Raw genomic sequence first — 14418 nt, 5'->3', positions numbered from 1 at the left:
CCTATTTCGCGGCGCCCTTGGGGTGTTTGGCGAAAAACTCGAAGATCGCCGGCATCCCGTCGCCGATCACCGTGCCGTGGTCCCCTTCGGGCAGTTCGACGTAGACGTGCTCCATCTTCAGTTCCTTCATGGCCTCGGCCCAGGTGCGGGTGTTTTCGACCGGCACGGCCGTGTCCTTCCCCCCCTGCACGATCATGACGGGGATGCCCGCTTCCTGCATCCGGCCCAGGTGGTCCTTTTGCTTCGGCTGCATCATGAAGGCGGCGGGGGCGATGGCGGCGACGGCGGCCCAGTCGGAAAGGTGTCTGGAGCCCAGGAACAGGGCGCCCGCGCCCCCCATCGAGTGTCCCAGCAGGTAGGTGCGCTCGGGGTCGACGTTGAATTCCTTCCGCATCATCCCGAGCACGGTCAGGACGTCCTTTTCGCTCAGCTCGGCCAGGTCGGGCGGCTCGACGGAGCCGCCGCCGAACACGATGACGGGGGAGCCGTACCACCCCCCCACGTTGTAGCCCAGGGGAGCTACGACGATGTATCCCCCCTCTTCCGCCAGGTCCACCACCCGCTCGCGCAAGAGGAAATTCCCGTCCCCCCCCAGGCCGTGCAGCGCCACGACGAGCGGGTTCTTCTTCGCGGGAGAGACCTTCGAGGAGACGTAGAGCACGTAGGTCAGGGTCTCGCCCGTCGGCTCGAACCGGTAGCTCCGCTGCTCTACCCTGGGATCGGGCTTGATCTGCATCGGCTGCTTGGGCATCGGGCCGCGCTTCGGTTGCGGCGCCTGGGCGGAGGCGAAGGGAATGACGGCCAGGGCCACGAGCAGCCCGATGACGGGAAGCGAACGGCACAGGGTACGGATGGGATAGGTTCTCATGGTCTCCTTTTATTGCTTATGGAAATTCCAGCGTGATTTCGGGCTTTCGGGATCGAACCGGGCCAGGGTCGGGGTGCTGCGCCCCGCGGCGGTGAGCGCCAGCGGCTCCGGGTGGCCGGGGACCGCCTTGGGCATGATGCGGTAAGTGCCGTCCGTCAGCTGGTCGATGCGCCACAGCTCCGCCGGGCTCCCGGTAAAGGCGGGGAGCGCCACGACCTCCCCTTCGGCCGTCGCCGCCAGGGTGCGCTCGGTGCCGGCCACGCTGATCCGGAACCAGGGGGAGCCGGGATAGCCCCCCGCGCCGGCGACGGGGGTGATGGTCCACTTCTGGTGCGGCCGCATCATGAAGTCCCCGATCCGGAGGTCGAGGTCGCCGGCGGGCCACGTCGCCGCCACGTCGGCCAGCGTTTGCCCGGCGACCGGGGTCACGGGGCCGGCCGGGCGGCCGAAGCCGCGCATGGCGCCGGGCATGCGGACGAAATCGACCGCCAGTTCCAGGGCGAAGCCGCTCCGCTCCGACTGGATCGCGTAGGTCCCTTCCCGGAAATTCTCCCCGGCCACGGGCCAGGCGTCCTTCCAGAGGAGCGGGCGGATGTCGAGCACGCTGCGCCCGCCGCGGTCGAGGTCGGCCTCGTAGTGGCAGGAGAATTTCTGCACGCTGTCCCCCAGGTCGAGCAGGCCGAAGTGGCCGGGGCCGACGAAGCGGCCGCTCGCGCCCACCACCAGCTTTCCCCCTCCCCGGAGCGCGGGCACCCCCATGTGATCGAGGTAGGGGCCGGTCACCTGCCGGGATCGGGCCGCGCGGATGTTGTAGGTGGAGTTCGCCCCGTCGCAGCAGGTGCCGTGGGTGCCCAGGAGGTAATACCACCCCTCCCTGTACATCATCGCGGTGGCTTCCATGTCGATGGCGAGGTTCACCGGCTCGCTCTTCGGGACCCGCTTGGCGCTTTTGGGGTCGAGCTCGACGATGCGGATGAAGCCGAAGTAGGTCCCGTAGGTGAGCCACAGCCGCCCCGTTTCGGGATCGAGGAAGAAGGCGGGGTCGATGGCGTCGCAGTCCTCGACGCCGTCGCTCGTGGCGACGACGCTGTCGTCGTGAAAGCCGAAATCGGGCGATTCGGGGTCGAGGGTTTTGCTCCACATCGTGTTGATGGCGCCGGCGTGCCCGCCGGCCAGCCCGCCCCCCTTCGAGGCGTAGGCCACGTAGTAGCGGTCCCCGATCCTGATGGCGTCGGGCGCCAGCCCCCCGCCGGGGCGCACCGCCCCGCCGCGCCAGCTCCAGCCGTCGTCGGAGACCAGGCCGCCCCCGCCGGTGCCGAAGGTGTAGTAGCGCCCCCCGGACTCCATGATGGTCGAGGGGTCGTGGATGTAGGGTTCGCCGTCGAGCGCCGGCGGGCCGGAGGTGAGCAGGGCGGGGACCGTCGCGGCCAGGAGCGCTCCCGCGGCGAGAATGGGCGATTTCATGAAGTTTCTCCTTGGGCCGGAGGGCGGAGGCCGTGGATCGGGAACATCATCGTTCCTGTGGGGGTCCCAGGTTCAGGGTGAGGTCCCGAACCGGCTCCCCGCGTTCGTCGATGAAGCGGACGCAGAAGTCGCTCATGCCGGGGCCGTTGATGACCGCGCCGCGCACCACGTTCGGGCCCTTGTGCAGGGTGAGGCGCCGGGAGACGGCGTCGTCCATGACCATGCGCCGGTCGCCGGAGAGGATGACGGCCTCCGCGCCGTCGAGCCACCACATCGAAGCCGAGTTGGAGCCGACGGCCAGGCGGACGCCGGGGATCTCGCGCGGGGCGTGCACCACGGTCACGGCCTGGAAGAGGACGCCGTAGGTCGGCTTGCCGAGGCCGTAGGCGAAGCGGAAGAGCTTGACGTTGAAATCGCCCGCATCGAGGGCGTGCCACCGCAGCTCCTGGCCGTCCACCGTCACCCGCTCGCCGGGGCGGGGGACGCGGGTGAACAGGCCGGGGAAAGATTCGGGCTTCAGGGCGGCGCGGACGTAGCTGTCGGTGAAGACCGTGTTGGACCGGTTCGGCTTGGGGATCGGCTCGAGCAGGAGCCAGCGCCGGAGGAAGCCGTCCGCGTCCGGCCGCGCGGCGTCCGCGGTGGCGGGCGCGAAGTAGGGCGCGAGGGCGCTCGGCGCGGCGTCGGGCCCGGCGGCGCCGGGCGCGGGGGAAAGGATTTGCCCAACCAACAGGATCCCCGGCAGCGCCATTTTGCGCAAGGTGTGCATGATGGGCCTCTCGCTCGATTTCGGGTCTGGACATGCAGCGGGAACGGCTGTACCCCGCGCTGACCAATCTAAGGGATTCGGACGCCAAAGTCCATCGATTGCTCTTGACGGGCGGAGAAGCGATCCCCTAGAGTGGTAGTTATATAAGAAACGCGGTCGCTTATAGGAGATTGTGGGGGCGCCGGCCGGGTGAGGGACCGGGTTCGCCCGGGACGGGGAGGGACATCTTGGCGAACGGGTACGCGGGGAAGATTCTGAGGGTCGACCTGACGACCGGGACGACCGGGGTGATCGATACCGACCGGTACGAGGAGTTCGGCGGCGGGTACGGGATCGGGACCGCCCTCTTCTGGGACCTGGCCGTCGCCCCGGGGGAATGGGACCTCCGGGACCCGTACGATCCCCGGAACGTGCTCCCCATCATCACCGGGCCGCTTGGCGCGACCGGGGTCCCCGGCGCGGGGAGGACCAGCGTCTGCGGCCTCTCGCCCGAGACCTGGCCCACCTCGGAATTCTGGCGCGCCAACCTCGGCGGCCTCTTCGGCTCGATGATGAAGCTCGCCGGCTGGGACGGGGTCGTCATCGAGGGGCGGGCGGCGCATCCGGTCTGGATCAGCATCGTCAACGACCGGGTCGGAATCGAGGACGCCCGGGAGCTCTGGGGCCTCGACACCTGGGAGACTCAGAACCGGATTACCTCGAGGGTGTGCGGGCACGCGCGCCTGGGCGAAGAGTGGCACGAGGCCGGGGAGGGGTGGAGCACCGCGCGCCCGCAGATCGTCTGCATCGGACCGATCGGGGAGACCCGGTCGCGCCTTGCCGCCCTCGTCTCCGGCAGCGGGATCAGCGCCCGGGTGGGCGCCTACGGCGCCGTCTTCGGGGCCAAGAACCTGAAGGCCGTCAGCGTCATCGGTACCGGTGGGGTGCGGGTGGCCGACCCCGGGGGCCTGGTCGAGGCGCGGCTCTGGCAGATGCGGGGGGCGCGCCCCTATCCCCCGCGGGCCGGGGCGGCCTCCTGCTCCCCCTGCCTCAACGGCGACCGGCGCCGGAGCAACTACTACGGCGGCGAGACCATGTGCGCCTGCCAGGGGTGGCTCGGCGCCGGCCACAGCCAGACCGACCAGGACCGCGCCTCCGAGGAGCTGATCAAGTACGGCATCAGCAGCTGGTCGGCTCACTGGAACCGCGATTTCTTCGAGACGGAGGGGGCGCCCGACTTCTTCCAAGGCCGGATCCCCTCCGACTCCGGCCTCGGCTGGTACCTGAAGTACCTGTACGAGCAGGGGGTGCTCGGCCCGGGCAGGGAGATCGAATCGGCCCCGCTCCCGATGGACCGGATGGACAGCCTCGCCTTCCGGTTGGCGCTGCTCGACGCCGTTGCGCGCCGGGAGGGGATCGGGGACGCCCTGGCCGAGGGCGCCTGCCGCGCGGCGGAACGGTGGGGGAGGCTCGAACGGGACCGGGAGAGCGGCGCGCTGCGCCTCCCCGCCTGGGGGGCCACCAGCCACTGGACCATGCCCTACGCCGAATGGGCCTACGCCTATATGCTGGGGGCGGGGGACCCCGCCTGGCACGGCTTCATGCTCCCCGTCAGCCCCCCGCGCGACGGTTCCTCGCTGGTGGCGGCTCTCGAGAAGCTGGCGCGGCAGACCATCCCCTACACCGGCGACATCTTCATGTTCAACTACGCCTGGAAGGGGGAGGAGGCGTGGAAGACCGGGATCTACTCCCCGCACAAGGCCAAGCAGGTGGCCTGGAGCCGGCACTACTCCTCCTTCTGGCACGAGTCGATGGCCTTCTGCGAGATGTTCCACCACGGGGTGGGGGAGCTGAGCCCGGAGATGGAGATGCGGTACTACCGCGCGGTCACCGGGAGGCACGACTCCTTCGCCGACACCATGCGCGCGGGACAGAAGATCTGGACCCTGGAGCGCGCCGTCCGGGTCATGCACGGGCGCAGCCGGCAGACGGAGGACTTCTTCCCCTACATGTACCGCCCCGGGGCCTCGGGCAAGACCAAGTACGGCGGGGTCCCCATCTATGAAAACGGGGTGTGGCGAAGCGACGACGCGCCCGACATGTACTTCGACCGCAAGGGGGTGGAGGACTTCAAGACCCACTTCTACGCCCTGGAAGGGTGGGACCGGGAGCACGGCTGGCCCACCCGCCGCACCCTCGAGGACCTGGGGCTCGGGCGGATGGTGCCGACGCTGGCCGGACGGGGCCGGCTCGGCGCCGAATCCTAGACCGGCTCGGTGCCGAATCTTAGACCCGGCGTCCGCAGTCGGGTCGTGCCAAATGCAATACTTTTTTGCTATTTGCATGGTTGCCGCGGCACGCGGGACTGCGGCCAATCGCGCTAAATAGAGTCAATACCAACAAATCCATCCTCGATGCCACTCTGGCATGAAAAGTGCTCTGAATAAGGGGTGCCGACCCCCTCCGGGTCCGGAGGTACGGCCGGGTTCCGGGGTCGCGCGAGGGGAATATATGCAGAATGCCGGGGATAGTGGGGCGAACACGGGGCCCTTCGATGATCACTCGGAACGGTACGACCGCTGGTTCGACAGGCACCGGGCGGCGTACCTGTCGGAGCTTCTGGCCCTGCGAACCTTCCTCTCCATGGGTGGTTACGGGATCGAGATCGGGGTCGGCACCGGCCGCTTCGCGGCCCCCCTGGGCGTCCCCCTGGGGCTCGACCCCTCGGAGGCGATGCTCGAGCGGGCCGCGGCGCGCGGAATCAGGACGGTGGTGGGGGTAGCCGAGGCGCTACCCTTCCCGGAGCAGAGTTTCGACTATGTCCTCGTCGTCACGACGATCTGCTTCGTCCGCTCGCCCGAGAAGATGCTCGAGGAGGCCCGCCGGGTGCTCCGGCCGGGGGGGAGGCTCGTGATCGGGTTCATCGATTCCCTGAGCCGCATCGGGAGGGAGTACCTCAAGCACCAGTCGGAGAGTGTTTTTTACCGGGACGCGGTCCTCTACAGCACGGCCGAGGTGGCCGGGATGCTGCGACAGGGCCGTTTCAGGGCGCGGGCATGGGGCCAGACCCTGTTTCACCCCCTCGACGAGATCCGGGAGATCGAAGCCGTGCGCCCCGGCACCGGTGACGGCGCTTTTGTCGTGGTCCGGGCCGTCCGGGCCGGGGAAAAACGGGTGCAGTTGCCGGGGGCGGCCTGGCCCGAGGTGTCCACCCATTCCATTCATATATAAGGGAGAAAAATCCGATGTCCAGTGAAACCGGCAATCATACCGCAGGCGTAGCAGGGGAACGTCGTCCGGGGGGGCGGGAGCAGGATGCCCTCGACCGGCAGGCCCTGCAGTCGAGGATGGCGCAGATCGGGCACAAGATCCTGGTGCTTTCGGGCAAGGGGGGCGTGGGGAAGAGCACGGTGGCCGTGAACCTGTCGGCCGCGCTGGCGATGGCGGGGAAGCGCGTGGGCCTGCTCGACGTCGACATTCACGGGCCGAGCGTTCCCAAGCTCCTGCACGTCGACGGGACCCCCCTCACGGGGAGCGAGAACACCCTCTACCCCGTCAGGGTCGAAGGATTCCCCGGATCGGTCAGCGTCATGTCGATCGGTTTCCTGCTGCGGGAGAGGAATGACGCCGTGATCTGGCGCGGTCCGCGCAAATACGGGGTGATCAAACAGTTTCTGAAGGATGTCGAGTGGGGGAGCCTCGATTACCTGGTGGTGGACGCGCCTCCCGGCACCGGGGACGAACCGCTGGCCGTCGCGGAACTCCTGGATGACTCTGACGGGGCGATCGTGGTCACGACGCCGCAGGAGGTCTCGGTCCAGGACGTCCGGCGCTGCGTCGTCTTCTGCAGGGAAGTGAACCTGCCGGTGCTGGGAGTCGTGGAGAACATGAGCGGCTACACCTGTCCGAAGTGCGGCGAGAGGGTGGGTATTTTCGGCTCCGGCGGCGGGGAGAATATGGCCGGGGAGATGAAGATCCCCTATCTCGGCTCCATTCCGATCGAGCCCGAGGTCGTGGCCTCGGGCGACAGCGGGGTCCCGATGGTCAAGGGGTTCCCCCATTCGGAGACCGCGAAGGCCTTCGGCCGGATCGTCCGCACCCTGCTCGAAAGGGAGCCGCAGGGCGCTCAAAGCGTGGCCGCGGGAAACGGGAAGCCGATGAGGATCGCCGTACCGGTCACCGGCGGGGAGATGTCGTCCCACTTCGGCCAGTGTGAGCGCTTCGTAATCTTCGACGTGGGGGAAGACGGGAAGAGCGTGGGTCGAAGGGAGGAGCTCCTGCCTCCGCCCCACGAGCCCGGAACGTTCCCCCGGTGGCTTCACGAGCAGGGGGCCACGGTCATCATCGCCGGGGGCATGGGTTCCCGGGCCCAGAGCCTCTTCAGCCAGAACGACATCCAGGTCGTGGTGGGCGCCACCGGGGGGGCTCCCGACGTCCTGGTCCGGAACTTCCTGGAAGGCCGCCTGGAAACCGGTGCCGACGCCTGCGATCACTGACCTTGTCCCGGCGGCCGATGCTACGCTTTTGTGATCCCTGCATCCCCGCTCCCGTCTCCTGAGTCCCTGCCCCGAAAAAAGGGGAGTATTCCCCAAAGGGCCCGTTATAGGATAGGGGCACTGGAGGGGGATGACATGATCATGAGAACGGCGATCGGCGCATGGGTGCTCTGGATGGCGCTCGTTCCGGCCCGGGCGGAGACCGGGCGGGAGCTCTGGCTGCGGGAGGGGGGGGCCAACCGGGTCAACATCGTCGCGGGCGGGGAGTCGGCCACCCTCGACATCGCCCGCCGCGAGCTTCTCCGGGGGTGGCGGGGGAAGGCGGGGGGGACGGTCCGGCTCGAGATCGCGGCCGACGCCGGGGTCCGGGGGGACGGCTACCGGCTGACCTCCTCCGGGGTGACGGCGCGCACCGGGCAGGGGCTCCTCTACGGCGTCTACGACCTGCTGCGCCGGCAGCGGACGGGGCGGCCGGCCGGGGAGGAGGTGTCGAACCCCGCCTACGAGCGCCGCATCCTCAACCACTGGGACAACCCGAACGGCACGGTGGAGCGGGGCTACGCCGGCCATTCCATCTTCTGGCGCGGCGGGGATTCTCTGGACGTCACCGACGCCGACCGGGAGCTCTGGGCCGCCTACGCCCGGGCCAACGCCTCGATCGGGATCAACGGCACGGTGATCAACAACGTGAACGCGGCCCCGGAGGTCCTCTCGGACCCCTACCTCGAGCGGGTGAAGGCGATCGCCGACGTGCTCCGCCCCTGGGGGGTGCGCGTCTACCTCTCCGTCAAGTTCTCCTCCCCCGCGCAGCTGGGGAAGCTCCCCACCTCCGACCCGCTCGACGGGCGGGTGGTGGCGTGGTGGCGGGAGCGGGTGGCCGAAATCTACCGCAGGGTGCCCGATTTCGGCGGCTTCCTGGTCAAGGCCAACAGCGAGGGGCAGCCGGGGCCGCAGGACTTCGGGCGGACGCACGCGGACGGGGCCAACATGCTGGCCGACGCGCTGGCGCCCCACGGCGGGATCGTGATGTGGCGCGCCTTCGTCTACAATCCCGAGGACCGGGACCGCGCCCGGCAGGCGTACGCCGAGTTCATGCCGCTCGACGGCCGCTTCCGCCCGAACGTCATCATCCAGGTCAAGAACGGACCCGTGGATTTCCAGCCGCGGGAGCCCTTCAACCCCCTCTTCGGGGCCATGAAGAAGACGGCGGTGATGCCCGAGCTCCAGATCACCCAGGAGTACCTGGGGCATTCCATCCACCTGGTCTTTCTCGGGCCGATGTGGGAGGAATTCCTGCAGAGCGACACCTACGGCGAGGGGCCGGGGAGCAGCGTCGCGCGCGCGACCGACGGGAGCCTCTTCGGGCACGCTCATTCGGCCATCGCCGGGGTGGCCAACGTCGGCCTCGACGCCAACTGGTGCGGCCATCATTTCGCCCAGGCCAACTGGTACGCCTTCGGGCGCCTGGCGTGGGACCCCGGGCTCGCGTCGCGGGAGATCGCCGATGAGTGGCTCCGCCTCACCTTCGCCCCGCGGGGGGAGAAACAGGGGGGGGCGAAAATGGGGGAGTGGGAGGCGAAGTTCCTCCTCCCCGTCCGGGGGATGATGCTCGAGAGCTGGGAGGCGGCCGTCGACTACATGATGCCGCTCGGGCTCCACCACATCTTCGCCGGCGGGCACCACTACGGCCCCGGCCCCTGGTACGCGCCCAAGGGGGTGCGGCCCGACTGGACCCCTCCTTATTACCACCAGGCCGACGCCGGGGGGATCGGTTTCGACCGCACGCGGCGCGGGAGCGACGCGGTCAGCCAGTATGCCGAGCCGCTGGCCTCCCGCTTCGACGACGTGAAGAGCTGCCCGGAAAAATATCTCCTCTGGTTCCACCACCTCCCCTGGACCCACAAAATGAAGAGAGGGCGCACCCTCTGGGACGAGCTCGCCCACCGCTACCAGCGCGGCCTGGAGCGGGTGCGGGAATTCCAGAAGGTGTGGGACCGGGTGGAGCCCCAGGTGGACGCCGAGCGTTTCGCCGCGGTGCAGAGCAGGCTCCGGCGCCACTGCCGCGACGCGCAGATCTGGAAGGACGCCTGCCTCCTCTACTTCCAGCAGTTCAGCCGGATGCCGATTCCCTACGAAATCGAGCGCCCGGTCCACGACCTCGAGGAGCTGGTGAAGATCGAGCTCCCCTGGCTGCATCATAATTAGAGGGGGACAGTCACCACTGTCCCCCTAGATCGCCATGGCGGCGTCGTAGGCGGCGGTGACCGCGCCCCAGAGGGCTCCCGGCCGGTCGCCCGCGTCGCCGACGACGTAGCTCTCGGGCACGGTTTCCCGGAGCCGGCGGACGGTTTCGGCCCGGGCGCCGGCGCGGAGCCCCAGCGCCAGGACGACGGTGTCGAACGGCGCGCATTCCCTCGCCCCGCCCCTTTCGAGGACCGCGTGCTCCCGGGTCACGTCGACGAGCCTGGTTTCCGGCCTCAGTTCGACCCGGTGATCCTCGAGGATGTCAAGCAGGGCGTAGGCGTTGATCGGGGAGGAGCCCAGCCCGAGCCGCTCCCGGGGAAGGAGATCGATCAGGGTCACGCTTTTTCCCGCCTGCGCGTGTTTCAGGGCGGTTTCGCACCCCGTCAGCCCGGCTCCCACGACCAGGACGGTGCGGCCGGCGGCCTCCCCCGGCTCCCCCGCCACCAGGACCCGCTCGCGGCAGGAAAGCTCCGGAATCTCCGGTTCTCCCCCGATGGCGATGACGAGGGCGTCCGGCTTTTCGGCGGCGATGAGTTCGGGCGTCGCCTCGGTGGAAAGCCTCAGGTCGATGTTGGCGCAGCGCTCCGTCATGCGCACCGACCATTGCAGGTAGCTCCGCAGGTCGGTCTTGAAGGGGGCGCGGCTCGCCTCGGGGAGGAGGCCCCCCAGTTGCGGCCCTCTTTCGAAGAGGACGACCTCGTGCCCCCGCCCGGCGAGGGTCCGGGCGGCCTCCATCCCGGCGGGGCCGCCGCCGGCGACCACGACCTTTTTCCGTTTGGCCGGAGGAGGGAACAGGGCGTAATCGATTTCGCGCCCCAGCACCGGGTTGACGGCGCACCGGGGGGGCATCATGCCGAAGTGGCTCCGGCTGATGCAGGTGTTGCACCGGATGCAGGGGCGGACCTCCTCTTCGAGCCCCCGCTCCAGCTTGTTCACCGTCTCCGGGTCGGCCATCAGCTGCCGGGCCAGCGCGGCCATGTCCACCTTCCCCTCGGCGATGGCCCGGTCGGCCGCCCCGGGGGTGACGGCGCCGACGACGCTGACCGGGATATCGAGCGCCCGCTTGAACCTGGCCGCATACTCGATGTTGATGTCGTGTTCCATGTAGGCGGGGGGGAGGATGAAGGGGGTGAGCCGGTTGATGGCGAGGTTCCCCCGGGAGACGTGCAGCAGGTCGATCCTGTCCTGGATGGCGCGGGCGAACTCGATCACCTCTTCGATCTCCGGCGAGCCGGGGACCATGTCGATGGCGCTGATGCGGTATTCGATCGCCAGCCGGTCGCCGACCTCGGCCCGGATCGCCTCGAGGATCTCGAGGGCGAAGCGGCACCGGTTCTCGAAGGACTGGGGGCCGTAGCGGTCGGTGCGCCGGTTGAATACCTTGGAGAAGAGGAGGGCGGGGAGCTGGCAGTGGGCGCCGTGGATCAGGACCATGTCGCCCCCCGCCCGCAACACCGTCCGCGCCGCCCGGGCGTAGTCCTCGACGAAGTCCTGGAGCTCCCTTTCGGTCAGGCGGTTGCAGTCGATCTCCATCGGGATGCCGACGGAGCTCTCCACCTCGTGGGTGCCGAAGTAGGAGGCGATCGGGACCAGTTCGACGCACGCCTTCGCCCCGAAGCGCCGGACCGCCTCGCACCACTCGGAGAGATAGACGACCATGAAGTCGTCGTGCAGCCCGACGATATGACGGGCCGCCGGGGGCAGCACCCGGTTGATGAACCCGCTCCCCAGGGTCACCGTGGCCGCGCCCCCCTTGCCGAACGGTTTCGAGAACTCGATCCCCTCGCGGGTGACGTGGTTGTCCCAGGAGGCCAGGAAGTTGTAGATCGGCGCGTTGGTGATCCGGTTTTTCAGGACCGTTTTTCCGATCCGGATCGGCTGAAAGAGATGGGGGTAGCGCGTCATCATCGTTTTTTTCGCTTTCCTGCAGGATGAGGGGTTCAATCCGGCGTATCGTTGACCCGCTGGTACTCGCCGGCGACGGCGATGTCCAGGAAGAGCACCGGCCGGTTGATGACCTTGAAGTCGAGCGGGCCGTGGAAGACGCCGGCGGGGATGTAGAGGGAAGTGGGACGGGTGATGACGTGCGTTTCCCCGTGGGTTTCGTCCTCCCCCAGGGTGATCTCGATCTCGGCGTCGAAGAGGCGCTGGTCCCCCGGGTCGGCCGAGAAGAAGTGCAGGTACTGGGGAAAATCGTGCTGGTGCGGCTGCGTGACCATCAGGAAGGGGCGGGTGATGAAGATCGATTCGATGGTCAGGTGCCCCCCGCCGAAGCCCGCGAGATGGCGCGTGGAGGAGGCGTCCCACACCCCCGGGAATTTCGGGCTTTCGTGCAGCACGTCGGTGGTGAAATATCTGGCGAATCGGGTCATGAGGGCGGCTCCCTTTTTTAAGTTGGCTCCCTTGGGTGGATCCGGGAGAATGCGCCCACTATAAGACAGCCGGGGGCGCCACCGCAATGACTCAGGGGAAAAACGGGGCCGGCGGGAACTTATGGCGGGGGCCGGGAGTAAACGGGGTGACGGAGGCGGACACGGGGAGACCATGACGACGGGCCCGGCAGAGAACGAAGGACAACGGATCCTGGAGTTGAAGCGGGGGCGGATGGACGCTGCCGGGAGGCTGATGGACCACTACGGCGAATCGCTCATGCGCTACCTCCATTCCATCCTGGGCAACCGCGAAGCGGCGGAGGACGTGTTCCAGGAGGTCTGGATCAAGGTGATGCGCAAGATCGGCCGGTTTCGCGACGGGGAGGCCTTCGGGCCGTGGCTCTTCCGCGTCGCCCGCAACACCGCCTACGACACCCTGCGCGGGAGAAAGCGGTGGTGGTCGCTCGATACCGGCTCCGGAAAAGAGGGCGAGGAGGTGCCGGAAGTCGCCGACCCGTCCGACTTCAGCCGCCGCGTCCTCGCGCGGGAGACCGTCAGCCGGGCCATGGGGGAGCTCACGCCCGGTTTCCGGGAGGTGCTCGAGCTCCGGTTTATCGAGGAGCTCTCCTACGACGAAATCGCCGCGGTCTGCCGGCTGCCGCTGGGAACGGTGAAGAGCCGGCTCAAGCGCGGGCTCGAACGCCTGGCCGAAAGGCTGGGGGAGGCACGAAACGATGTTCCATGAAACCGCATGCCGGAAGGAGCGGGAACTTCTTCTGGAAACCTTCATGTCCGGCCGGGAGCTCCCGGCCGGACTCGCTCGCCACCTGGAGGAGTGCGCCTCCTGCCGGGGCTGGTGGGAGGCGCTGGGCGCCGTCCGGGAGGGGCTGGCTCAACCCCCGCTCTACTCCCCAGCCCTGAGGGAGAAGACGCTCGGGCGGCTGGCGGCCCGGAAGCCGGACAGCGGCCTGAAATGGCTGCCGCTGGTCGTCCCCGCCGCCCTGGCGAGCCTTTCGATTTCGCTCCTGGTCCCCGGGTGGCTCCTGTCGCGCTGGTTTCTCGGCTGGACGGAGTCGGCGGCGATCGCCTACGGGGCGGGCTTCGGGGCGCTCGTGCTCGTGGGGACGGCGGGCACGGCGCTGACGGCCATGGCGCTGGCGCAGCGGGACTTTATCCATTTTTGCGAGGTGACACGATGAACCACTCATTGAATGAAAGCAGGATCCCGGTCAAGGGACTGCTCGCGGGCTACCTGGTGACCGTGGCCCTTCTCCTGGGCTTTCTGTTCTGGGCTTTCGCTTCCCGATCGTTCATGTTCGCGCAGCCGCAGGGCATCGACGCGCGTCTGCTGCTGGTCTTCTCTTTCATGGCCGTCGTGGTGCCGCTGTTTTTTTTCGCCCTCATCGGGATCTGGCTCTTCATCTACCAGGATGCCGGGCGGAGGGGGATGAACCAGTGGCTCTGGACCCTGATCGCCATCTTCACCCCCAACCTGATCGGGATCATCCTCTACCTGATCCTGCGCCGGCCGCTGCTTTCCCCCTGCCCCGGGTGCGGGAGCCGGGTGGAGCCGCAGCTGGCCTATTGTCCCGACTGCGGCTGCCAGCTGAAGAAGAAGTGTCCCGCCTGCGGCGCCGGGCTGGAACCGGAGAGCCGGTTCTGCGGCAACTGCGGGACAAAGCTGTAGAATTGACCGGCGGATTTCGCGGGGGGACAGTGGTGACTGTCCCCCTTTCTCCGTGATACACTCGGGCAACTGATAAGGAGGGGGACCGATGGCTGACGAGAGAACGGGAAAAGAGGCGGGGCTCGACCGCAGGAATTTCCTCAAGAGCGCGGGGGTGGTCGTCACCGGCGGCACGCTGGGGGCCGGACTGACGCTGACGACGGAACCGGCAAAGGCCTCGGCGGCGATTCCCACCACGCTGACCAGTTTCCGCTGCCCCATCTGCAGCGCCGATTTCGCCACCTTCTCCGCTTTGCAGGGGCACTTCGGTTCGGCCCATCCCGGGCGGGTGATGCCGGTGACGACGAAACTCCAGGTGAACGGGAAGGAGTGCGAAGTCCTGATCGAGCCGCACTGGACGCTGCAGCGCACGCTGCAGTACAAGCTCGGCCTCACGGGGGCGAAGCAGATGTGCGACCGGGGGGCCTGCGGCTCCTGCACCGTCATCATCGACGGCCGGGCGGTGCTCTCCTGCACGACGCTGGCGGTGGAATGCGAGGGGA

Annotated in this window: 13 protein-coding genes; 8 read left to right on the top strand and 5 right to left on the bottom strand. The window is 68.5% G+C overall.

The window, feature by feature from the left end; translation table 11 throughout:
• Position 1 precedes the first annotated feature (1 nt).
• The 3 genes from GXY47_17180 to GXY47_17170 are packed head-to-tail and all read right to left on the bottom strand — an operon-like array spanning position 2 to position 3098.
• Positions 2–868: a hypothetical protein gene (locus tag GXY47_17180; protein NLV32875.1), complete on the bottom strand. Its 867-nt coding sequence runs from the start codon at positions 866–868 to the stop codon at positions 2–4.
• 9 nt (positions 869–877) lie between these two features.
• Entirely contained in the window at positions 878–2332 is a 1455-nt protein-coding gene (locus GXY47_17175) for a family 43 glycosylhydrolase (protein ID NLV32874.1), read from the bottom strand.
• Positions 2333–2378: 46 nt separating this feature from the next.
• Positions 2379–3098, bottom strand: coding sequence for an acetylxylan esterase (locus GXY47_17170; GenBank protein ID NLV32873.1), 720 nt, complete (start codon positions 3096–3098; stop codon positions 2379–2381).
• Positions 3099–3325: 227 nt separating this feature from the next.
• Here GXY47_17170 and GXY47_17165 point away from each other — a divergent pair, with 227 nt between their 5' ends.
• The 4 genes from GXY47_17165 (at position 3326) to GXY47_17150 (ending at position 9778) form a co-directional block, all read left to right on the top strand.
• A complete protein-coding gene (locus tag GXY47_17165; protein NLV32872.1) occupies positions 3326–5344 on the top strand; it encodes a hypothetical protein in 2019 nt (672 codons plus the stop codon).
• Between the two features lie 244 nt (positions 5345–5588).
• Positions 5589–6308, top strand: a complete 720-nt coding sequence (locus GXY47_17160) for a methyltransferase domain-containing protein (protein ID NLV32871.1) — start codon at positions 5589–5591, stop codon at positions 6306–6308.
• A 14-nt stretch (positions 6309–6322) separates the two neighbouring features.
• Positions 6323–7573: a P-loop NTPase gene (locus tag GXY47_17155; protein ID NLV32870.1), complete on the top strand. Its 1251-nt coding sequence runs from the start codon at positions 6323–6325 to the stop codon at positions 7571–7573.
• A 141-nt stretch (positions 7574–7714) separates the two neighbouring features.
• On the top strand, positions 7715–9778 hold the full coding sequence (locus GXY47_17150) for an alpha-glucuronidase (GenBank protein ID NLV32869.1): 2064 nt from the start codon (positions 7715–7717) through the stop codon (positions 9776–9778).
• Between the two features lie 24 nt (positions 9779–9802).
• On the opposite strand, the gene GXY47_17145 is transcribed toward GXY47_17150, so the two are convergent.
• Positions 9803–11725: an FAD-dependent oxidoreductase gene (locus tag GXY47_17145; GenBank protein NLV32868.1), complete on the bottom strand. Its 1923-nt coding sequence runs from the start codon at positions 11723–11725 to the stop codon at positions 9803–9805.
• 32 nt (positions 11726–11757) lie between these two features.
• Positions 11758–12189 (bottom strand): hypothetical protein, encoded by a 432-nt coding sequence (locus GXY47_17140; GenBank protein NLV32867.1) that lies wholly within the window; start codon positions 12187–12189, stop codon positions 11758–11760.
• A 172-nt stretch (positions 12190–12361) separates the two neighbouring features.
• Here GXY47_17140 and GXY47_17135 point away from each other — a divergent pair, with 172 nt between their 5' ends.
• The 4 genes from GXY47_17135 to GXY47_17120 form a co-directional block, all read left to right on the top strand.
• Complete coding sequence (locus tag GXY47_17135; GenBank protein ID NLV32866.1) at positions 12362–12934, top strand: sigma-70 family RNA polymerase sigma factor; 573 nt, start codon at positions 12362–12364, stop codon at positions 12932–12934.
• Positions 12924–13388 (top strand): hypothetical protein, encoded by a 465-nt coding sequence (locus GXY47_17130; GenBank protein ID NLV32865.1) that lies wholly within the window; start codon positions 12924–12926, stop codon positions 13386–13388. The genes GXY47_17135 and GXY47_17130 overlap by 11 nt, the downstream gene beginning before the upstream one ends.
• Complete coding sequence (locus GXY47_17125) at positions 13385–13876, top strand: zinc ribbon domain-containing protein (protein ID NLV32864.1); 492 nt, start codon at positions 13385–13387, stop codon at positions 13874–13876. Before GXY47_17130 ends, GXY47_17125 begins: the two co-directional genes overlap by 4 nt.
• 88 nt (positions 13877–13964) lie before the next feature.
• Positions 13965–14418: 2Fe-2S iron-sulfur cluster binding domain-containing protein (locus GXY47_17120; GenBank protein NLV32863.1), on the top strand; the 454-nt coding region annotated here is incomplete at its 3' end.

It is taken from the genome of Acidobacteriota bacterium (assembly GCA_012729555.1).
Lineage (GTDB): Bacteria > Acidobacteriota > UBA6911 > UBA6911 > UBA6911 > UBA6911.
This window is presented reverse-complemented; position numbering and strand designations above follow the sequence as displayed.

Coding starts and splice junctions, on each gene's coding strand:
- GXY47_17180 (NLV32875.1), bottom strand. CDS start 868: ATGAGAACCTATCCCATCCGTACCCTGTGCCGTTCGCTTCCCGTCATC.
- GXY47_17175 (NLV32874.1), bottom strand. CDS start 2,332: ATGAAATCGCCCATTCTCGCCGCGGGAGCGCTCCTGGCCGCGACGGTC.
- GXY47_17170 (NLV32873.1), bottom strand. CDS start 3,098: ATGCACACCTTGCGCAAAATGGCGCTGCCGGGGATCCTGTTGGTTGGG.
- GXY47_17160 (NLV32871.1), top strand. CDS start 5,589: ATGCAGAATGCCGGGGATAGTGGGGCGAACACGGGGCCCTTCGATGAT.
- GXY47_17155 (NLV32870.1), top strand. CDS start 6,323: ATGTCCAGTGAAACCGGCAATCATACCGCAGGCGTAGCAGGGGAACGT.
- GXY47_17150 (NLV32869.1), top strand. CDS start 7,715: ATGAGAACGGCGATCGGCGCATGGGTGCTCTGGATGGCGCTCGTTCCG.
- GXY47_17145 (NLV32868.1), bottom strand. CDS start 11,725: ATGATGACGCGCTACCCCCATCTCTTTCAGCCGATCCGGATCGGAAAA.
- GXY47_17140 (NLV32867.1), bottom strand. CDS start 12,189: ATGACCCGATTCGCCAGATATTTCACCACCGACGTGCTGCACGAAAGC.
- GXY47_17135 (NLV32866.1), top strand. CDS start 12,362: ATGACGACGGGCCCGGCAGAGAACGAAGGACAACGGATCCTGGAGTTG.
- GXY47_17130 (NLV32865.1), top strand. CDS start 12,924: ATGTTCCATGAAACCGCATGCCGGAAGGAGCGGGAACTTCTTCTGGAA.
- GXY47_17125 (NLV32864.1), top strand. CDS start 13,385: ATGAACCACTCATTGAATGAAAGCAGGATCCCGGTCAAGGGACTGCTC.